A 17,853-nucleotide genomic window follows, 5' to 3' on the forward strand; every position below is an offset into this window, starting at 1 on the left:
GCACGCCGAGCCGTGCGCGGGGATCGGCTACATGAAGTTGCGGGTGTGCAGGGCGGAGAGCGCCGCCGCCTCGTCGGCCCGGAAACCCAGGCGCACGAGTCGGCGTTGACGGCCCTGATCCATCGCGTGTTGCAGGGCCTGCACCCGGCCGAAGCCGGCGGACACGTCGTCCGGATGCCAACCACCCGCAGCGAGCACCACCAGTGCGTCGAAGACGTCAGCGTTGAGCCCTGCCGTGTCGGCCAGCGCGTCGTGGCGGCGGTGGATGGCCGCCCGCAGCCGGTCCCGCAGCAGCGGATCCAGCTGCGCCTGATGCTCCAGGTGTGCCATGCCGAACACCACGTGCCGGCGCTCGTCCTGCATGGCGAGCCAACAGATCCGGCGGGTCACCGGGTCCGGGGCGTTCTCGTGCAGGAACGAGAGCAGGTCGACGAAACTGCCCTCGCCGAGCACGGAGAGCAGGAACGACGCCAACGCGAAGTCCGACTCCGCGACGAGCGTGAACAGCGACTGCCGGCCGCCGGCGGATGACGTGCCCATCTCGGCGCCCCGCAGCAGCGCCCGCCGGCTGAAGACCTCCATGTGCCGGGCCTCGTCGGCCATCTGCACGGCGAGGAGCTGCACCACCTCCCGAAAGTGCGGATGGATGCGCCCCACTAACCGGGCCGGTACGACGAGGGCGGCCTGCTCGTTCTCGACCAGGTAGGTCATCACCTGCACCACCGCGGCCTCGACGTCGGCCGGCAGCGCGAACGGGTCGTCCCACGGCACCGCGGTCTGCGGGTCCCACTGTCGGGCGGCGGCCTGCGCGTACAGGTGGGGGGCGATGTCGGCCCAGACCAGGTCGCGGTCGTCCAGGTCGAAGCGGGCCTCGGGACCACCGGCTTCGAGGAGCGCGCCCCGGGCGCCGAGCCCCCACCGCGCCGGTGGGCGGCTGCTGAGCGCCGACGGCAGGGCCGGTCCGGCCCGCTCGGCGCCGAACCAGCGGTCGTCGTCCGCCGAACCCCGCACCACGACCGCGACGAGGTCGCTCCCGTCGCCCCGATCCGGCCATTCGACCCGATGGCCCCGACCACGACACCAGGCAGGAAGGTGTACGCGCAGCGCCGGGTCGCGGCCGGTGACCGCCAACCGGCCGCCGGGCGGCAGCCCGGCCAGGGCGCGTTGCACGAGCAGGTGCGCGCCCCGGCCGAAACCCAGATCGCCGAGGTCGACCTCGGGGACCGGTGCCGTGCTCACGGCCGGTAGTCCGGGGCCGTCACCCGCCCGTCGGGGGAGTAGAAGCCGTTGGCGTCGACCGCGTCGGCGAGGGCGTCATAGCCGGTGGTGCGGCCCTCCCGCCAGGCCGTCAGCCCCTCCAGGTCGAGCAGCGGGCGCACCTGCGGATCGGCGTACGACATGCCGAGCAGCAGTTTGCCGAAAAGCCGGACCCCGTCGGACTCCGGTGCGCGGACCGTCATGTTGCAGTGGTCGTAGCGTGCGGTCTGCGCCACGATGCGGGTGCCCTCGGGCGGTAACGTGCCCTCCTGGACGAACGCCAGATGGTTGGCGTCGATCATGCAGGCGGCGTCGACCTCCCCGGCCACCAGGGCGCGGGCCGCGTCGCGCTCGCCGCCGATGTGGTCGCCGTGCAGGCCGACACCCACGTCGAACCGGCGTACGTCGACAGTGACCCCGGCCGCCGCGAGGTGACCCAACGGAATCAACGTCGCCTGTGGACTGTCGATCGCCCCGACGGCGACCACCCGTCCGGCGAGGTCCGCGACCTGGCGCACCGGCGAGTCCGCGCGAACCACCACGACCGAGGTGAGGTCCTGGTCGGTGTCGCGCATGGCGAGCGCACGCACTGTCGTGCCGTTGGCGGCCGCCAGCCGCTCGGCCCGCAGCCAGGCCAGGGGAGAGTTCCAGGCCGCGTCGATCCGCCCGGCGACGAGATCCTCGACCTGTCGCTCGTAGTGCGAGTAGAGGACGAAGTCGAAGTCCAGGCCCCGCCCGCGCAGCCAGGCACGGAACCCCTCCCAGATGGTCACCACCTTGGGGTCGTACGCGACCGCGCCCAGCAGAACGGTTGGCGCGGGCATCAGCGGTTGGCCTCGTCGAGCAGCGGCAGCCCGGTGGCGACCCGACCGACGAAGTCGTGCAACGCGTCGGTTGTCGGTGCCATCACCCGGGCCGCGCGGGCGTCCCGGAAACGGCGCTCAAGGCCCAACTCCTTGCGGAAGGCGCTGCCGCCGCAGAGCTGCATCGCGCCATCGGTCACGTCGGCGACGGTCTCGCCGGCGAGCGCCTTGACCTGGAGCACCCGCAACATGGCGTCGTCGCGGCCGGTCTCCAGTGCGGTGAGCGTGTCGCCCAGGAAGGCGCGCAGCGCGTCGGTGCGGATCATCAGCCGGGCGAGGTCGCGTCGGGTGACGGGCGCGTCGCGCAGGGCGGCACCGGTGTGCGCGAGCGTGGTCCTGGTGAGATGTCGGCCGGCCTCGGCCACCGCGCTGTCGGCGAGACCGAGGCAGAAAGCGGCGTTGAGCACCAGGAACCAGGGCAGGACCGCGCCGAGCGCGGTGTCCAGCCCCGCCCCGTCGGCAGCCATCCTCGCCGCCGCCGGAACGTGGAGCCCGTCGGCGGTCATCGGGCGGGAGCCGTTGCCGCGCAGGCCCAGCCCGTCGAAGTCGCCGGTAACGCTCAGGCCGGCGCTGTCGGCCGGCACCAGCCACAGCGTCATCGCGCCGGCGTCGCGGGTCAGCGGAAGGCTCGACCAGACGTAGCTGTTGGCCTCGCCGGCCGAGGTGACCCAGCTCTTACGGGCATCGAGGCGGACGGTGTCGGCGTCGGCGGCCGCCGCGGTGCCGGTCGGTGACCAGAAGTGGCTGCGCGAGCCGTACTCGGAGAACGCCAACGTGGTGAGGTGATCTCCGGCGGCGATGGCCGCGCGGACGTCGCGCGGGCCGTGCGCCTCGATGACGGCGGTCGCCGCGTAGTGCATGAGCACCACCATCGCGGTGGACCCGCACTCGGCGGCCAGCCGCTCGATGACCTCGGCGACCGCTCGTATGCCGTGGCCGCCGCCACCGACCTCGGTCGAGGAGGCCAGGCCGAGCAGGCCGGCCGCGGCGAGAGCGTCGACGCCCGGACGGGGGAAGGCCCCGTCCCGGTCGACGATCGGCGCCTGCGGGCGGATCACGTCGTCGATAACCGTGCCCAGTGTGTCCGCGGGATCGGTGGCGGTCTGGGCATTGTCGACACTGGTCGTCATGCCGTTACCCCTTCAGGGAGGCCGATGGGACCGCCGTCGACACTATCCGAACCCGAAGACGCAGCGCGAGCGTCGGATTACCGTCTGACGCGGGCGTGGTCCCGGTGGGGTCGGCCGTGCCCGTCGTCCCGGTCGATGCGCAGTTCCCGTTCCAACTCGGTGATGACCGCCCGCAGGTCGTCCAACCGTTGGGTGAGCGCGATCCGGTCCACCTCGTCCGGCACGCCGTCGCCGTCCTCGTCGTACCCGGGGGCCAGGCGCTCGGTCATCTCCAACCGGCGGGCCTCCTCCATGGAGTTCACGATGACCGCGATGAGGATGTTGAGCAGCAGGTTGACGGTGATGACCACGTAGCTGACGTAGTAGAGCAGCGTCCACGGTGAGATCGCCATGCCCTGCTCGATGAGGTCCGGCAGCGTCTCCAGCGACAGCAGGACGAACAACGTCAGCAGCGACCGGCCGATGTCGCCGTACTCCTCCGGGTACCTGTTGCCGAAGATCAGCCAGCCGGCCATGCCGTACACGTAGAGCGTCACCACGGCCAGGGCGAGGAACCCGGTGACACCGGGCAGGCTGCGCCACAGCGCGGAGACGATGGTCCGCAGACCCGGCGAGAACCGCACCAGGCGGACCATGCGGGCGACCCGCACGACCCGCAGCAGTGCCGGGTCGCCGTGCAGGCCCGGGATGAAGATCGCCGCGATCACCACGAAGTCGAAGACGTTCCAGCCGTGCCGGAAGAAGTCCTGTGGGCGTCTGCCGTAGGCGGCCAGCCGGATGGCGATCTCGACGACGAAGACGGCCCGGAAGAACAGTTCCAGCCCGTGCAGCGCGGTGCCCGCCGGGCTCAGGTCGTCGTACGTCTCCAGGCCGAGAACGATGCCGTTGGCGAGGATGACCACGACGATGGCGATCTCGAAGGGGCGGGACCGGGCGAGCCTGTCGCATCGGTCGGTCCATCCTGAGCGGTGCGGCTCTGGTGTGGACGGACCACCCCGCGGGGCGGGCACGGGTGCGTCACTCACCAGTCGGCCGACTCGATCAGGCGCGCCGCCGCAGGGGCCCACCTCCGGCCGTCGTCGTGGCGGTGCGGATGGTGTGCGGGCATGCCCACCAGCCTATCCAAGATCAACGACGCTGGGCGACGCGCGATCCGTGCGGCGGGACTCGTTCGCCGTGTGCCGGCCCGCAAATCGCGAACGACGTTTGCGGTTTACAGTAGGTCAGTGAGTGACACAGCCGCGACCGGCGGCCCCGACCGGCAGCCGATCTGGAGCAGGCCCGAACGCGGCAGCCGCGGGCCCGCTCCGGGGCACAGTCGGGACAGCATCGTCGTAGCTGCGATCGCCCTGGCCGACACCGAAGGGCTGGCCGCGGTGTCGATGCGCGCCGTGGCCGCCGCGCTCGGCACCGGTGCCGGATCCCTCTACCGCTACCTGTCGTCCCGCGACGACCTGCTGGACCTGATGACCGACCGGGCGGCGGGGGAGCTGCGCCCGTACCCACAGGTGGAGGGCGACTGGTTGGAGACGATGGTGCTGCTGGGGCGCCGTCAGTTGGCGCTGTTCGGCGCCCACCCGTGGCTGCTCGACGTGATCCACCGGCCCTCCGGCATCGGCCCGGAGAGCCTGGCCTGGTTCGACAACTGCCTCCGGGTCCTGCAACCCGTGCGCTGCCCCGTGGCCGCCAAGTTCGAGGCCATCGCGATGATGACCGGCGTGGTGAGCCTCTTCGCCCGCCGTGAGTCCGCCGCCGGGGCGTTCAGCTTCGCCGGGGTGGACCTCGCCGCGTACCCGCACCTGGTCGCGGCGTTCAGTCAGCCCTCCGGGCCGGCGCCCCGGGCGGACCTCGTCGAGCGGACCCTGCGCAGTCTGCTGACCGGTCTGCTGCTCGTGGAGTCGACCGAGACGGGCTGACCGCCTCGGCGGACCTGTGGTTTCTGCCGTTTCTCCGCGCACCTCGACTAGGTTCTCGATGGTGGGCGGGGCCAGACGACCCCGCGCCAGCTGCGGGAGAGGTGCGCGATGTCCGACCCTGATCTTGTTGACCTGCGCCAACGGGCCAAGGACGGTGACCGGGACGCGATCGACCAACTCGTCGAGCTCGCGGGGGAGCGGGGTGACCTGGCCGAGCTGCGTCAGCTGGCCGAGGACGGCAACGCCGACGCGGCGGCCCAACTGGTCGAGCTCGCCACCGAACTCGGCGACCTGAACGAGCTGCGGCGCCTCGCCGACCAGGGCGACCGGGACGCCGCCGACCAGCTCGTCGAGTTGGCCGCGGAGCGGGCGGACGTCGGCGAACTTCGCCGGCTCGCCGACGGCGGGAACCGGGACGCGGCCGACGTCCTGGCCGAGCTCACCGATGAGCAGGACGAGGCGGAGTAGTCGGCCGGGATGTGGGAGCGCCCGCAGCCGGTGTCACGGCGCGGTGGTGAGGTATCGGCGGTAACCGACAGCGGACTGCGCGAACCCGATTGACGCGTAGAACCGGTGGGCGTCGGTGCGCGCGGCGTTCGACACCAGTTGGACCTTGTAACAGCCGGCCGCCGCCGCGTCGTCGAGCGCCGCCAGCATGAGGGCCCGGGCGACCCCGCGGCGGCGCCATTCGGGCGCGACCACCACGTTCTCCACCACCATGTACGGTCGCGCGCCGTGGGTGAGGTTGGGGGCGACGAGGGTGTCCAGGGTGCCCACGAAGGTGCTCCCGGCGACGGCCAGCAGGAGACGCCGGCCAGCCTGCGCGTGCAGGTCGCGCCAGGCGGCGGCCAGCCGGCCGGGGTCCGGCCGTGCGTCGTCGGGCGCGAGCTGCCACAGCACGTCGAAGACCCGCTCGGGGTCGTCCTGCGGTACGGCGGCGCGGACGACGAAGTCACCGCCGCTCACCGGGCCGACGCCGGAGTGTCCAGTTCGGACCGCGCCGGGTGCCGGCGTGGCGGCCGGCTGTGCCGACCGCACTGGTCGTCGACGCACCTCACCATGCCCTGGAGGATACGTGGCCGCCTGCACCACGTGGCGGGCGACGGCAACCGGGGCGCCGCCGCCCGCTTCGGCGGTGAACCGGTCAGGCCCGCGCGGCCCGGATGGCGTCGCGCAGCGGGGTGCTCGGCCGGCCGAGCAGCCGACTGAGGTCGTCACTGTCGGTCGCCAGCTCGCCGTTGGCGATGGACTGGTCGAGCGCGGCGACGAAACCGGCGGTGCCCGCGTCCAGGCCGACGTTCTCTAGGGCCGAGGCCAGCTCGGCGGCGGACATGTCCTGGTGGACGACGGTGGTGCCGGTCACCTCGGTGACGGCCTCGGCCAGCTCGTCGAAGGTGAACGCGGTGCCGCCCAGTTCGTAGACGGCGTTGCCGTCCTCCGCGCGGGTCAGCGCGGCCACGGCCGCCCCTGCGTAGTCCGCCCGGGTCGCGGCGGAGATCTTGCTGCCGCCGGTGGCGCCGAGGATGGTGCCGGACCCGAGGTACTGCGGCAGCTGGTCGGTGTAGTTCTCGGTGTACCAGCTGTTGCGCAGCACGGTGTAGGCCAGACCGGACGCGGCGAGGACCTCCTCGGTGGCCTTGTGCTCCGGAGCGAGCGGGTTCGCTGTGGTGTCGGCCCTCAGGATGCTGGTGTAGACGAGCCGCTCGACCCCGGCGAGCTTGGCGGCGTCGATGACCGCTGTGTGCTGTGCGACGCGTTGACCGGGAGTGTCGCCGGAGATGAGCAGCAGGCGGCGTACGCCGGCCACGGCGCCGGGCAGCGTCGACGGGTCGTCGTAGTTGGCCTTGCGGATCTCTACTCCGCGCGCGGCCAGTTCGGCGGCCTTCTCCGGGCTGCGGACGACGGCGGCGATCTCGGCGGCGGGTACGCCGCTGTCGAGCAGCTGCTCGATCACCAGGCGGCCCAGTCGGCCGGTGGCGCCGGTGACGGCGTAGGTGGGCATGGGAACCTCCGGAGGGTGGGAAACAGATCAGTAAGCACTTACGAATCTACAGCACTAACCTACGAGCAGCGTGGGATAGGCTGGTGAGGTGAGCGACATGCCGGCCCAGGACCCGGCGGGGCCTACCCAGGAATTCGTCAGCGATGTCTTCGCCCGGGGGTGCACCTCCCGTGCGGCCTTCGAGGACGTCACCTCGAAATGGGCCTCGCTGGCCCTGTTGGCGCTCGGCGAGGGTCGCTACCGGTTCAACGCGCTGCGGCGCCGCATCGACGGGGTCAGCGAGCGGATGCTCTCGCAGACCCTTCAGACCCTCGAACGCGACGGAATGCTCACCCGCGAGGTGCTCACCGCGATTCCACCGCGGGTCGAATACTCGCTGACCCCCCTGGGCGCCCGGGTCGCCGAGCAACTGCGCGGCCTCGCCGACCTGTTGGAAGCCTCGGTGCCCGAGCTGCAGACCGCCCGCGACAGCCGCGAGCGCGACCGGGGCTAGTGCTCTGACCGGGACGTTTGCCGGGTTGCTGCCCTCTGCAGGGTCGCTCGCCCGAAGGCCTAGACCGACACGCGGACGAAGCCCTCGGTCCAGTGGTCCTCATCGAGGTCGTACTCCCCGATCTGGAAGCAGTCCGGCTCGTCGGCGAAGCCTGGTAAGAGACGCGCGCGGCGCATCCGCTCTTCAGCCACGGCCTCGGAGGAGTAGATGCCGAGCAGCTTGACGTCGTCGCCGTCCTGCTCGTCGACGAACACCCCCTCGTCGTCGAGGTGAATCGTCTCGTCGTCGGGGCCGCCTTCGTTCTGGTGGCTGATGTGCCAGAGGGGATAGACCTTCACGGGCGCAGGCTAACCCGGCCCACCCGGTGAACGCTCCCGGTTCGTCCGACAAATTTGCTATCCGGCGGCCGAAGCGCAGTGATACACAACGGGCGTGCAATACATTGTGGAGTTTCCCGAGGTCCTGCGGCTGATCGAAGACCGCTCGGCCGCGTTCCGTGCCGCGATCGCGTCCGCCCCCGACCTTGACGTCCAGGTCCCGACCTGCCCGGACTGGACGCTGCGCGAACTGGCGCAGCACCTCGGCGACGGCCGCCGCCGCCAGGCCGCCATCATCGCGGCTGGCCCGGGCGCTGAGCCCCCGGCGAGGACGGACCCGAAGGGCGCCCCGACGGCGCCCCGCGACCGCGAATCCCTGGACGCCTGGCTCGCCGAGTCGACCGAGCTCATGCTCGACGCGATGCGCGCGGCCGGCCCGGACCGCGGCTGCTGGACCTGGTGGGGCCGCTCGCAGGCCCCGCAGACCAGCGGAGCCGTGGCCCGGCACCAGATTCAGGAGCTGGCTGTCCACACCTACGACGTCCAGCTCACCCAGGGGGCCGCACAGCCGCTGCCGACGGACGTGGCGGTCGAGGGCGTCGACGAGTTCCTGACGACCGTCGCGGCGACGACCGTCCCCTGGCCGTTCAAGCCGGCGACCATCGACCTGCACACGACCGAGGGCCGCTCCTGGCGCCTGACCCTGAACGCCGACGGCGTCCGCTGCGACGACCTCGCCACCGACGCGGAGCCGGGCGACATGGGGATGCGTGGCGCAGCGAGCGAACTGGTCCTCTACTTCTACGACCGCGTCCCGCTCGATGGTCTGGAGACCACCGGCGACACCCAGCCGATGGAGCAGCTCGCAGACTGGGACCCGAACGCGTAAGGCAACCCGGTAGACGTTCCCGGTCAGAGGGCCAGCAGCAGCCGCACTAGTTGGCGTCCTGCGCGCAGATCGTGGTCATCTCGGCCAGGTAGCTGGCCAGCGTCGGCAGGCCGGCCTCGGCCCGGCGTCGTTCGACCTCCGGCTCGTCCCTGATCGGAGTCGTCGGGACAGGGCCGTCCGGTCCGCAGCGGATCTGTGTGCCGTACCCCTGGGGCTCGCCCTTGCCCACCGCGACCCGGTCCTCCAGGTAGGCCAGGTTGCCCGGCGATGCCTGGCGGGCGGTCACTGCGGCCCGCAGCAGGTCCAGTGCCTCCTGTTGGAAGGTCGGATCCTGGTCGGAGTGCTGGGCGATCGCCCAGGCGGCGTTGCCGCCATCCTCGCCCACGAGGGCGAACGTCGGCCAGCCGTGGGTACGGATGATCTCCTTCAACCGGGCGGTGCGGGCCTGGTCGGACTCGCTCTGCGGCGTGCCCCCGCGGTCGGCCTGGTCGCGCGCCAGCATCGCGATCAACTCGTCGTGCAGCGCCTTGTCGAAGGAGGCGGGGGAGGAGGCGCTCGGGGCTGCCGGCGGCGCGCTGCTCGGTGAGTCGCCGGCCGGCCCGGACGAGGTGCCGCAGGCAGCGAGGGTGAGCAGTGCCACCAGCGGCACCGTGAGCGGCGACGGGAGCTTCACCTCGTCGATTGTCGTCGGGTCGTGGTCACCCCCACAAGGCGCGGACCGCGACCGTGTCTCAGGTGTTCAGCGTCTCGCGCGGCGGCACACCGAAGCTGGCGTGGTACCGGGCGGTGAACCTGCTGTGGCTGGCGAATCCCCACCGACTGGCGATCGCCGAGACCGTCTCCTGACCCGGGTCGGCGCGTACCAGGTCGTGGTGTGCCCGGACGAGCCGGACCCGACGCAGGTAGGCCATCGGGGTGGTGCCGAGATGACGACGGAAGGCGAGTTGCACCGCCCGCAGGGAGACGCCGGCCGCGCCGGCGATGTCGGCCGCGCTGATGTCCCGGTCGGCGTGCTCCTCCAGGAACGCGATCGCCCGTCGCAGCGTGGCGGTGGTGGCGTCGTTCCGGTCCGCGGCGGTCGGTTCGGTGAACGCGGTGTTGGGGAAGACCGCGAGCGCCGCCGCGGCCAGCATCCGGGCGGCGTTGCCGATCACCAGCTGTTGTGCCCCGGCGGCGGGGCTGTTCAACACGACGTCGCGGACGAAGCTGGTGGTGTTGCGCCACTGCCGGGCGAGGGCCGCACTGGCGGCGCCCAGCTCGGTGAACTCGATCCGACCGGGCCGACGGGCCGGCGCGGTGGTGGCCACCTGCGCCAGCACCGACAGGTCCAGTACGCACAGCTCCACCTCACCGGGATGCCACTGGACGGTGCACGGCTCCTCCGGCCTGGTGACCAGGAAGACCTCACCGGGGCCGAACCGGTGGGCCGATCCGGCGCAGGAGCGATTGACGTGCGCGGTGCGGGTGCGGCCGATGACCAGGCCGCCGAGGGTGCTGGCATCGATGTCGAGGTGCCCGGTCTGCCGGGTGGTAGCGATGGCGAAGGGGCCGGTGTCGACGCGGTGGTGGTTGAGCCGATAGCCGTTCTTGCTCTGAATGCGCAGTTTCGGGTCGTACGTGGCGGACAGAAATTCGTGGATGGCCGCCGGGTCGCGACTGTCGAACTGGTGGGTCTGCACTGGCGATGACGTCATCCGCTGTCTCCGTCCGGTGGAGGTGCCGCCGGGTGCTGGAACGGGTGCCGACGGCAGGTTCGGGACGTGCCGGGGTGCTCGGCGGTGACCGGCACGTCTTTGGCCGGCGGCGGTGCGGTGACGGGGAACGTCGCGAGCGGGACGGCAGCGACCGGTTGCGGGCGTCGGATCTGGTCTGACCATTCAACGACTGTGGAGCGCAATATCTGTAGATGGGAATGTCACCCTACGACAATCGCGGACCCGTCGCCCGGCGAATCACGGCCGCGTGTCGGCAGCTCGACTTCGTTTTCCGGCTAGCGCGCCGAATGGTTCTGCGTCTGCGGTCCTAGCCACCCTCGTGGCCGACAGCGAAATCTTGTTCATGATTCATCGGAGGACGACCGGGTCACCGCCGGGAGGCCGACCCACGGAGGGGGAAACCGTTGGACAGTAGCGATCCTGACCGCGTCGTTCGGCTGGCCGTCGCCGAGGCGCTGGCCCGGGTGGCGGACGAGGACAGCCTGGGCCTGGGCGAGGGTGACGCGCTGGAGCGGCTCGGGCGTGGGCTGCGTGAGGTGCTCCGCCGGGCACTCGACGACCGGGTGCCACTGGCCACGCCGGACTTCGTCGACCTCTGCCGTGACCTGGGTCTGAACCGGGACGCCTTCGACCTGCTGGGGCACTACCTGATGACCGCGTTGCTGACCCAGCAGGTCGGACCGGACGCGCTGATCCGGGTCGGGGTGCTCCTCGGCACCGTCGGGCGCTACCTACCCGGTGCCCGTCCGGTACCCCACCGCAACGACGGTCCCGCGTCGCGGCGACGCGACGTGCGCTCGGACAACAGCGTCGTCGGTCGGTACCGCCGCGCCAAGCTGCCGGAGCACCTGCCCAACCCGCCGAGCTGGACCTGCACCGGGTGCGGCCGCGAGTGGCCCTGCGCCACCAAGCAGAGCCAGCTGCTCGCCGAGTTCGGTGGAGCGCGCGCCTCCCTCGCGGTCTATCTCGGCTCCTGCCTCGTCGCGGCGGCCGAGGACCTGCCCACGCTGCCGCTGCCTCGGGTCCGGCTCCGGTTCCTGGGCTGGCTGCCCCGCGCTCGGATCTGACTCGACCGTCGGCGCCCCACCCGTCGGTCGGAACCCGGATCGGTACGGCACTAGGCAGCAGGCCCATCGATGCGATGGAATATGAACCACGTGTCGCGCCCCGGGAGGACACCGATGACGTCTGCTCCGTCGATCGCCGGTACCCGCGCTCGGGTCGCCAGCGTCCTGGTCGGTCTGCTGGTCGCGGCACTGCCCGCAGCGCCGGTGGTCGCCTCCCCGATCGCGGCGCAACCGGCGGCGGGGCACCGGCCACCGCCCGCGCACGTCGTGGGCGACAAGACGGTCCCCGCCTACTCCTACGCCGACGCGATCCGGGAGAGCGTCTGGGTGGAGACCCGCGCCGACACCGACGGAGACGGGGTGCGCGACCGGGTGGCGGTGGACCTCGTCCGGCCCCGGGAAGCCGCCACCGCCGGGGTCCGCGTACCGGTCATCATGGACGCCTCGCCCTACTACCTCTGCTGCGGTCGGGGCAACGAGGGCGAGCTGAAGACGTACGACGCGGCCGGCGTGATCGCCAAGGCCCCGCTCTTCTACGACAACTACTTCGTCCCGCGCGGGTACGCGTTCGCCGCCGTGGACCTCGCCGGCACCGCCCGCTCCACCGGCTGCGAGGACGTCGGCGGCCCGGCCGAGGTGGGCAGCGCCAAGGCCGTCGTCGACTGGCTCAACGGGCGGGCCCGCGCGTTCACCGCCGACGGCCGACCGGTGGACGCGGCTTGGAGCACCGGCCAGGTCGGCATGATCGGCAAGTCGTGGGACGGTTCGGTCGCCAACGGGGTCGCCGCGACCGGCGTGCCCGGGCTGGCGACCATCGTGCCGATCTCGGCCATCTCCAGCTGGTACGACTACATGCGCTACCAGGGGAACCTGCGGGCCGCCGACTACCCCGGCTTCCTGCACTCGTACGTCAACGGTCGCACCGACGACGCCTGCGCGGGCGTGCTGGCGCGGCTGCGCGCCGACAGCGCCGACGAGACCGGCGACTACAACCGGTTCTGGGCGCAGCGCGACTACCGGCCGTCGGCCGACCGGGTCCGGGCCAGCGTGTTCGTGGCGCACGGCGTCAACGACCTGAACGTCACGACCAACCAGTTCGCCCGCTGGTGGCAGGAGTTGGCCGACCAGGGTGTGCCCCGCAAGCTGTGGCTCTACCAGGCCGGCCACGAGGACCCTTTCGACGTGCGGCGGGCCGAGTGGGTGGCCGCCCTGCACCGCTGGTTCGACTACTGGTTGCAGGGGCTGCGCAACGGGGTGATGGGCGAGCCCCGGGTCGACCGGGAGACCGCGCCGGGCACGTGGACGACGCAACGGGACTGGCCTGCCCCCGGCGCCCGGGACGTCCGCGTTCCGCTCGGTGCCGGTGACGGCGTGACCGGCACCCTCGGTGGGCGCGGCGCGCGGCCGGGTCAGGAGCGGGCCTACCTCGACGAGTCACTGACCGAGGCCGAGCTGGTCGCCGAGCCCGGTACCGCGACCGCCGGCCGGCTGGTCTTCCTCTCCGGCGCCCTCACCGCCCCGCTGCGGATCTCCGGCAGCCCCTCGGTGCGGCTGCGGGTCCGGGTGGATCGGCCGACCACCGAGCTGACCGCCCGGCTGGTCGACTACGGCACCGCCGAGCGGATCAGCTATGACAACTCGGAGGGCGTCCGGACGCTGACGACCGAGTCCTGCTGGGGAGCCTCCACGGCGGCCGACGACGCCTGCTACCGGGACACCGAGGAGATCACCGCGGTCACCGACCACGCCGTGTTGACCCGGGGGTGGCTCGACGCCGCCCATCACCGCTCGCTGCGGTTCAGCAGCCCGCTGCTCCCGGACCGGTGGTACACGGTGACCGTGCCGCTGAACGCGTACGACGCGGTGCTGCCCGCCGGGCACGTACTCGGCCTGGTCCTTGGCCAGAGCGACCCGGAGTTCACCGAGACGAACGACCGGGACGCCACAGTGCGGGTCGATCTCGGCCGCAGTGAGCTGATCCTTCCGGCCGCCGGCCGCGTGGGGCTGCCCGCCGTCGATGTCGCACCGTCGGTGGTCACCGCGCCGGCCGACCCGTCGGCGGCCCGCACGGCCCGTGACCCCCGGCAGGTGCCCTGACCCGGCCCTGCCCGAGGCCGGTCCCGACTGGACACTCCGCGCGGTCGCTGAGTCACCCGCTGCTGCCCCGTCCGGCGCTGCGCGCAGGTCGGGGCAGGGTGTTCATCGTGCGCACCCGTTGCGTACGGCGGGTGTTCACCGCCTTCTCCGAGGCTCCTTGATCGAAAGAGCATTCGCTTGATCGAGGAGAGGCTCTCACGTGAGAGACAAGCATCCCGAAGAGACCGAGCACGCGCAGCTGTCCCGGCGCAAGCTGGTCAAGTACGCGGGCGTCGGCGCGACGCTGGCCGCGGCCAGCCCACTGGTCGGCGCCGGTGCGGCGTGGGCCGACGAGGACCGCCGGCCGGGTGACGACGACAAGACCGACCGGGGTAACTCCAGGAACCGGACGTGGCGCGCGGGCGACCACCACATCCACTCCGAGTACAGCGGCGAGTTCGACACCACGAAGTCCCCGATCGTCTTCCACAAGGGCGCGGACGCGGTCTACCCGATCGTCACCAACGCCATCATGGCGAAGAACTTCGGTCTGACCTGGGCGATGTGCACCGACCACGGTGGACCCACCCACTCGAAGGTGAACATCGAGCAGGCGTACCCCGACCTGCTGCGCTCCCGCAAGCTGGTCCCCGAGGTGCTCCAGTTCTGGGGCATGGAGTTCGACGCGCCCTCGCTGGACCACCACACGCTGATGATCCCGCGCCACGACGACGAGGCGAAGCAGCTCTTCGAGCTGGAAAGCCGGTTCGCCAAGTACGACGCATTCCCCACCGACCCGGCCCGCGACACCGAGGCCAAGATGGTGGAGTTCCTCAAGGTCGCCCGGGGCATGCCGCACAAGCCGCTGGTGATCGCCCACCACGCGTCGCGTTCGGCGCCCGGTCTCGGCGTCTACGGTCAGGACACCCCGCGCGAGTTCCGCAACGGCAACAACGCCGCGCCGGACGTCTACATCGGCTTCGAGGGAGCGCCCGGCCACCAGGCCGGCCCGCTCAACGGTGGCAAGCGGGGCGGGTACGGAAACCACCCCACCTACGGTGGCTTCGACCAGATGACCGCTCGGGTCGGCGGCCTGTGGGACTCACTGCTCGGCGAGGGCCGGCGCTGGTGGATCACCGCGACCTCGGACTCGCACGTGCACTGGACCCGCGGCGGCTCGGACTTCTGGCCGGGCGAGTACAGCAAGACGTACGTGCACGCCCGCCAGGACTACGGCGACATCATGGACGGCCTGCGCAACGGCCGGATCTGGGTCACCACCGGCGACCTGATCCGCAGCCTCGACGTCACCGCCACCTCTCAGGGCAGGACCGCCGAGGTGGGCGAGACGATCACGGTGAGCCGTCGTAGCCGTACCGATGTCGAGATCGAGATCACGTTCCGCCCGCTCGGCGGGGTGAACGCGAACGGCGACCGGCCCGAGGTCCGCCGGGTCGACCTGATCGTCGGCCAGATCACCGGCCCGAGCGCCAGCCTGGACGCCGACACCAACCCCACCACCAAGGTGGCGGCCCGGTTCGGCCCGCGGGACTGGCGTCGGCACGGCGACAGCTACGTCATCCGGCACACCCTGCGCAATGTCGAGGCGGACACCTACGCGCGGGTGCGCGGCACCAGCACCGACGAGGCCGAGCCGCTCGCCGACGGGCTGGAGAGCCCGTGGGACGACCTGTGGTTCTACTCGAACCCGGTCTTCGTGCACGTGCGCTGACCGAGCGCGACAGCGACATCGCGGGCCTGTCCGGCACCGCTCGACGGACGACGTCGGGCGCAGCGGGGCGGGCCCGCCCGGTCGTATCCGGTCACTCGGGGCTGCGGCGGCGGGCCCGGGGGGTGGTGGTTCGCCCGCTGCGCACCGCCGCGGCTCCGGTCCGGCGGGCCGCGGGCGTGGGGTCGGCCTGCACCTGTGTCACCACCTCGCAGAGGTCGCGCAGTGGGTCCATCGCCTGGGCCGAGCAGGCGACCTTCTGCAGCAGTGACCGCAGCGTCGCCGACTCGGTCGGCGTGAGCGCCCCCAGCAGGTGCGACTCGACCTGCCGCAGTGCCAACCGCCGCTGGTCCCAGGCGGCACGACCGGCGTCGGTGACCTCGATCAGCCGGTTGCGCCGGTCGGCCGGATCCGCGCGCCGGACGACGAACCCGGGCCGCTCCAGGTCGTCGATCAGGTACGTGAGGACGGTGCGGTCGATGCCGATCTCCTCGGCGATCGCGCCCTGGTTTCGGGCCGGCCCGTTGCTGGCCGCGGTGAGCAGTTGGTAGCCGCGCGGGCCACCGGGAAAGTCGGTGAGCGCGTGCTCGGCCGCCCGGATGTAGCCGCGGAAGACGATCCCGAGCATCCAGCCCAGGTCGTCGTCGAGCGGATCGGGCCGGTCCGGCCGGCGAGTGGCACCCGTCATCCCCCGACAATACCGCAGTCAAGCAGACCTTGTTGGCACAAGATGTTCTGTGTGGCATAAGGTTAAGGCCACGACGCATCACCCGAGGCGTCGGGTGAATCGGGAGGCTCGCAGATGAGCGACTACGGCCACGACCTGGTCTTCGGATCCTTCGTCACGCCCAGCGCTGGCAATCCGGACCGCACTGTCGGCGTCGCTGTCCTGGCCGAGCAGGTCGGGCTGGACCTGGTCACCTTCCAGGATCACCCGTACCAGCCGGCGTTCCTCGACACCTGGACGCTGCTGAGCTTCGTGGCGGCCCGCACCAGCCGGGTGCACCTGGCGGCGAACGTGACGAACCTGCCACTGCGCCCGCCGGCGGTGCTCGCCCGCAGCGTGGCCAGCCTGGATCTGCTCAGCGGTGGCCGGATCAGCCTCGGCCTCGGAGCGGGGGCGTTCTGGGATGCCATCGAGGCGATGGGCGGCCGACGGCTGAACCCCGGCCAGGGTGTGCGAGCACTGGAGGAGGCCATCGAGGTCGTCCGTCAGCTCTGGGACGCCGAGACGCGTGGCGGAGTGCGGGTCGACGGCGAGTTCTACCGGGTCGTCGGCGCCAAGCGTGGACCCGCTCCGGCCCACCCGGTGCCGATCTGGCTGGGCGCGTACAAGCCCCGGATGCTCCAGCTCACCGGGCGTCGGGCCGACGGCTGGCTGCCCACGCTGGGCTACCTTCAGCCCGGTGACCTGAGCAAGGGCAACGAGATCATCGACGACGCCGCGCAGCAGGCCGGCCGATCCCCACAGGACGTGCGTCGGCTGCTCAACATCGCCGGAGAGTTCTCCGCCGTCGGGAGCGGCCCGCTGAACGGGCCCGCCGAGCAGTGGGCCGAGGAGTTGGCCGAGCTGGCACTGGTAGACGGCGTCGGAACCTTCATCCTCGGCAGCGACGACCCCGACGACCTGCGCCGCTTCGCCGGCGAGGTGGCCCCCGCCGTCCGCGAGCTGGTCGCCGCCGAACGTGACCGGGGTGCGGCTCCGGCTGCGACTCCAGAGCCGGAGCGGGTCGTCGCGTCGCCGGCCCGGTCGAGCCACGCCACCGCGAGCGGCGGTACCTTCGCCGTGGTGCCGACCCCGGACGACGGCGTACGGCGAAGCGAGCAGCAGGTGTGGGACGAGTCGACCCGGCCGACCGGGCCCGCGCCCGACCCGGAGCGCACCTACACCCCCCAGGAGCAGGCCACCGGCGCGCACCTCGTGCAGATCCACGACGGCCTGCGCGCCGAGCTGGCCCAGATCCACGACCTGATCGAGCAGGTGGCGGCCGGCGAGATCGACGCCGGCGCGGCCCGGTCCCACATCAACACGATGACCATGCGGCAGAACCGGTGGACACTCGGCGTCTACTGCGAGTCGTACTGCCGCATCGTCACCACCCACCACACGATCGAGGACCAGTCGCTCTTCCCCCGGTTGCGGGCGCGCGACCCCCGACTCAACCCCGTGGTCGACCGGCTGGAGCAGGAGCACCACGCCATCCACGACGTGCTGGAGGGTGTCGACAGAGCCCTGGTCGCGTACGTCGGGTCTCCGGACGGCATCGCCGAGCTGCGCGCCGCGGTGGACCTGCTGACCGACGCCCTGCTGTCGCACCTCAGCTACGAGGAGCGGGAACTGGTCGAGCCGCTGGCGCGGCTGGGCATCGCCTGATCAACGCGGCACCGCCGGCTCGGGG

The 17,853-nt window shown here is 71.9% G+C and carries 19 protein-coding genes; 9 read left to right on the forward strand and 10 right to left on the reverse strand.

Features of this window, described 5'->3' with window-relative positions; translation table 11 throughout:
* Window positions 1-27: 27 nt before the first annotated feature.
* The 4 genes from IW249_RS22695 to IW249_RS22710 form a co-directional block, all read right to left on the reverse strand.
* Entirely contained in the window at window positions 28-1,239 is a 1,212-nt protein-coding gene (locus tag IW249_RS22695) for a ferritin-like domain-containing protein (RefSeq protein WP_196922601.1), read from the reverse strand.
* Window positions 1,236-2,081, reverse strand: coding sequence for a phosphate/phosphite/phosphonate ABC transporter substrate-binding protein (locus IW249_RS22700; protein WP_196922602.1), 846 nt, complete (start codon window positions 2,079-2,081; stop codon window positions 1,236-1,238). Before IW249_RS22700 ends, IW249_RS22695 begins: the two co-directional genes overlap by 4 nt.
* Entirely contained in the window at window positions 2,081-3,250 is a 1,170-nt protein-coding gene (locus IW249_RS22705; protein WP_196922603.1) for an acyl-CoA dehydrogenase family protein, read from the reverse strand. Before IW249_RS22705 ends, IW249_RS22700 begins: the two co-directional genes overlap by 1 nt.
* A gap of 77 nt (window positions 3,251-3,327) precedes the next feature.
* The gene (locus IW249_RS22710) at window positions 3,328-4,275 is read right to left on the reverse strand and encodes an ion transporter (protein WP_196922604.1); all 948 of its coding nucleotides are present in this window, start codon (window positions 4,273-4,275) and stop codon (window positions 3,328-3,330) included.
* Window positions 4,276-4,476: 201 nt separating this feature from the next.
* On the opposite strand from IW249_RS22710, the gene IW249_RS22715 reads away from it, so the two are divergent.
* Window positions 4,477-5,166 carry a TetR/AcrR family transcriptional regulator gene (locus tag IW249_RS22715; protein ID WP_307788672.1) on the forward strand — a complete coding sequence of 230 codons (690 nt, stop codon included), beginning with the start codon at window positions 4,477-4,479 and terminating at the stop codon, window positions 5,164-5,166.
* Between the two features lie 108 nt (window positions 5,167-5,274).
* Window positions 5,275-5,634: a hypothetical protein gene (locus tag IW249_RS22720; protein ID WP_231392620.1), complete on the forward strand. Its 360-nt coding sequence runs from the start codon at window positions 5,275-5,277 to the stop codon at window positions 5,632-5,634.
* Between the two features lie 33 nt (window positions 5,635-5,667).
* Here the strand turns inward: IW249_RS22720 and IW249_RS34380 are convergent, their stop codons facing one another.
* Entirely contained in the window at window positions 5,668-6,132 is a 465-nt protein-coding gene (locus IW249_RS34380; RefSeq protein ID WP_196922606.1) for a GNAT family N-acetyltransferase, read from the reverse strand.
* 178 nt (window positions 6,133-6,310) lie between these two features.
* On the reverse strand, window positions 6,311-7,168 hold the full coding sequence (locus IW249_RS22730) for an SDR family oxidoreductase (protein WP_196922607.1): 858 nt from the start codon (window positions 7,166-7,168) through the stop codon (window positions 6,311-6,313).
* 97 nt (window positions 7,169-7,265) lie between these two features.
* On the opposite strand from IW249_RS22730, the gene IW249_RS22735 reads away from it, so the two are divergent.
* Window positions 7,266-7,661, forward strand: coding sequence for a winged helix-turn-helix transcriptional regulator (locus IW249_RS22735; protein WP_196924914.1), 396 nt, complete (start codon window positions 7,266-7,268; stop codon window positions 7,659-7,661).
* Window positions 7,662-7,720: 59 nt separating this feature from the next.
* Here the strand turns inward: IW249_RS22735 and IW249_RS22740 are convergent, their stop codons facing one another.
* A complete protein-coding gene (locus IW249_RS22740; protein ID WP_196922608.1) occupies window positions 7,721-7,999 on the reverse strand; it encodes a DUF7336 domain-containing protein in 279 nt (92 codons plus the stop codon).
* A 94-nt stretch (window positions 8,000-8,093) separates the two neighbouring features.
* Between IW249_RS22740 and IW249_RS22745 the strand changes: the two genes are divergently transcribed.
* The gene (locus IW249_RS22745) at window positions 8,094-8,867 is read left to right on the forward strand and encodes a maleylpyruvate isomerase N-terminal domain-containing protein (protein ID WP_307788673.1); all 774 of its coding nucleotides are present in this window, start codon (window positions 8,094-8,096) and stop codon (window positions 8,865-8,867) included.
* A gap of 46 nt (window positions 8,868-8,913) precedes the next feature.
* Here the strand turns inward: IW249_RS22745 and IW249_RS22750 are convergent, their stop codons facing one another.
* Window positions 8,914-9,540 carry a DUF6624 domain-containing protein gene (locus IW249_RS22750; RefSeq protein WP_196922609.1) on the reverse strand — a complete coding sequence of 209 codons (627 nt, stop codon included), beginning with the start codon at window positions 9,538-9,540 and terminating at the stop codon, window positions 8,914-8,916.
* 58 nt (window positions 9,541-9,598) lie between these two features.
* Window positions 9,599-10,561, reverse strand: a complete 963-nt coding sequence (locus IW249_RS22755) for a helix-turn-helix transcriptional regulator (protein WP_196922610.1) — start codon at window positions 10,559-10,561, stop codon at window positions 9,599-9,601.
* A gap of 32 nt (window positions 10,562-10,593) precedes the next feature.
* Between IW249_RS22755 and IW249_RS22760 the strand changes: the two genes are divergently transcribed.
* From IW249_RS22760 to IW249_RS22775, 4 genes are all read left to right on the forward strand, one after another.
* Window positions 10,594-10,740: a hypothetical protein gene (locus IW249_RS22760; RefSeq protein WP_196922611.1), complete on the forward strand. Its 147-nt coding sequence runs from the start codon at window positions 10,594-10,596 to the stop codon at window positions 10,738-10,740.
* Window positions 10,741-10,986: 246 nt separating this feature from the next.
* On the forward strand, window positions 10,987-11,649 hold the full coding sequence (locus IW249_RS34385; RefSeq protein WP_231392621.1) for a hypothetical protein: 663 nt from the start codon (window positions 10,987-10,989) through the stop codon (window positions 11,647-11,649).
* A 114-nt stretch (window positions 11,650-11,763) separates the two neighbouring features.
* The gene (locus IW249_RS22770) at window positions 11,764-13,746 is read left to right on the forward strand and encodes a Xaa-Pro dipeptidyl-peptidase (protein WP_196922612.1); all 1,983 of its coding nucleotides are present in this window, start codon (window positions 11,764-11,766) and stop codon (window positions 13,744-13,746) included.
* A 199-nt stretch (window positions 13,747-13,945) separates the two neighbouring features.
* A complete protein-coding gene (locus IW249_RS22775) occupies window positions 13,946-15,457 on the forward strand; it encodes a CehA/McbA family metallohydrolase domain-containing protein (protein ID WP_196922613.1) in 1,512 nt (503 codons plus the stop codon).
* Window positions 15,458-15,548: 91 nt separating this feature from the next.
* On the opposite strand, the gene IW249_RS22780 is transcribed toward IW249_RS22775, so the two are convergent.
* The gene (locus tag IW249_RS22780) at window positions 15,549-16,142 is read right to left on the reverse strand and encodes a MarR family winged helix-turn-helix transcriptional regulator (RefSeq protein WP_196922614.1); all 594 of its coding nucleotides are present in this window, start codon (window positions 16,140-16,142) and stop codon (window positions 15,549-15,551) included.
* A gap of 114 nt (window positions 16,143-16,256) precedes the next feature.
* Between IW249_RS22780 and IW249_RS22785 the strand changes: the two genes are divergently transcribed.
* The gene (locus IW249_RS22785) at window positions 16,257-17,828 is read left to right on the forward strand and encodes an LLM class flavin-dependent oxidoreductase (protein WP_196922615.1); all 1,572 of its coding nucleotides are present in this window, start codon (window positions 16,257-16,259) and stop codon (window positions 17,826-17,828) included.
* Window positions 17,829-17,853: the final 25 nt, after the last annotated feature.

The organism is Micromonospora vinacea (genome assembly GCF_015751785.1).
Taxonomy (GTDB): domain Bacteria; phylum Actinomycetota; class Actinomycetes; order Mycobacteriales; family Micromonosporaceae; genus Micromonospora; species Micromonospora vinacea.

Coding starts and splice junctions, on each gene's coding strand:
- IW249_RS22735 (WP_196924914.1), top strand. CDS start 7,266: ATGCCGGCCCAGGACCCGGCGGGGCCTACCCAGGAATTCGTCAGCGAT.
- IW249_RS22780 (WP_196922614.1), bottom strand. CDS start 16,142: ATGACGGGTGCCACTCGCCGGCCGGACCGGCCCGATCCGCTCGACGAC.
- IW249_RS22770 (WP_196922612.1), top strand. CDS start 11,764: ATGACGTCTGCTCCGTCGATCGCCGGTACCCGCGCTCGGGTCGCCAGC.
- IW249_RS22755 (WP_196922610.1), bottom strand. CDS start 10,561: ATGACGTCATCGCCAGTGCAGACCCACCAGTTCGACAGTCGCGACCCG.
- IW249_RS22730 (WP_196922607.1), bottom strand. CDS start 7,168: ATGCCCACCTACGCCGTCACCGGCGCCACCGGCCGACTGGGCCGCCTG.
- IW249_RS22785 (WP_196922615.1), top strand. CDS start 16,257: ATGAGCGACTACGGCCACGACCTGGTCTTCGGATCCTTCGTCACGCCC.
- IW249_RS22705 (WP_196922603.1), bottom strand. CDS start 3,250: ATGACGACCAGTGTCGACAATGCCCAGACCGCCACCGATCCCGCGGAC.
- IW249_RS22700 (WP_196922602.1), bottom strand. CDS start 2,081: ATGCCCGCGCCAACCGTTCTGCTGGGCGCGGTCGCGTACGACCCCAAG.
- IW249_RS22720 (WP_231392620.1), top strand. CDS start 5,275: ATGTCCGACCCTGATCTTGTTGACCTGCGCCAACGGGCCAAGGACGGT.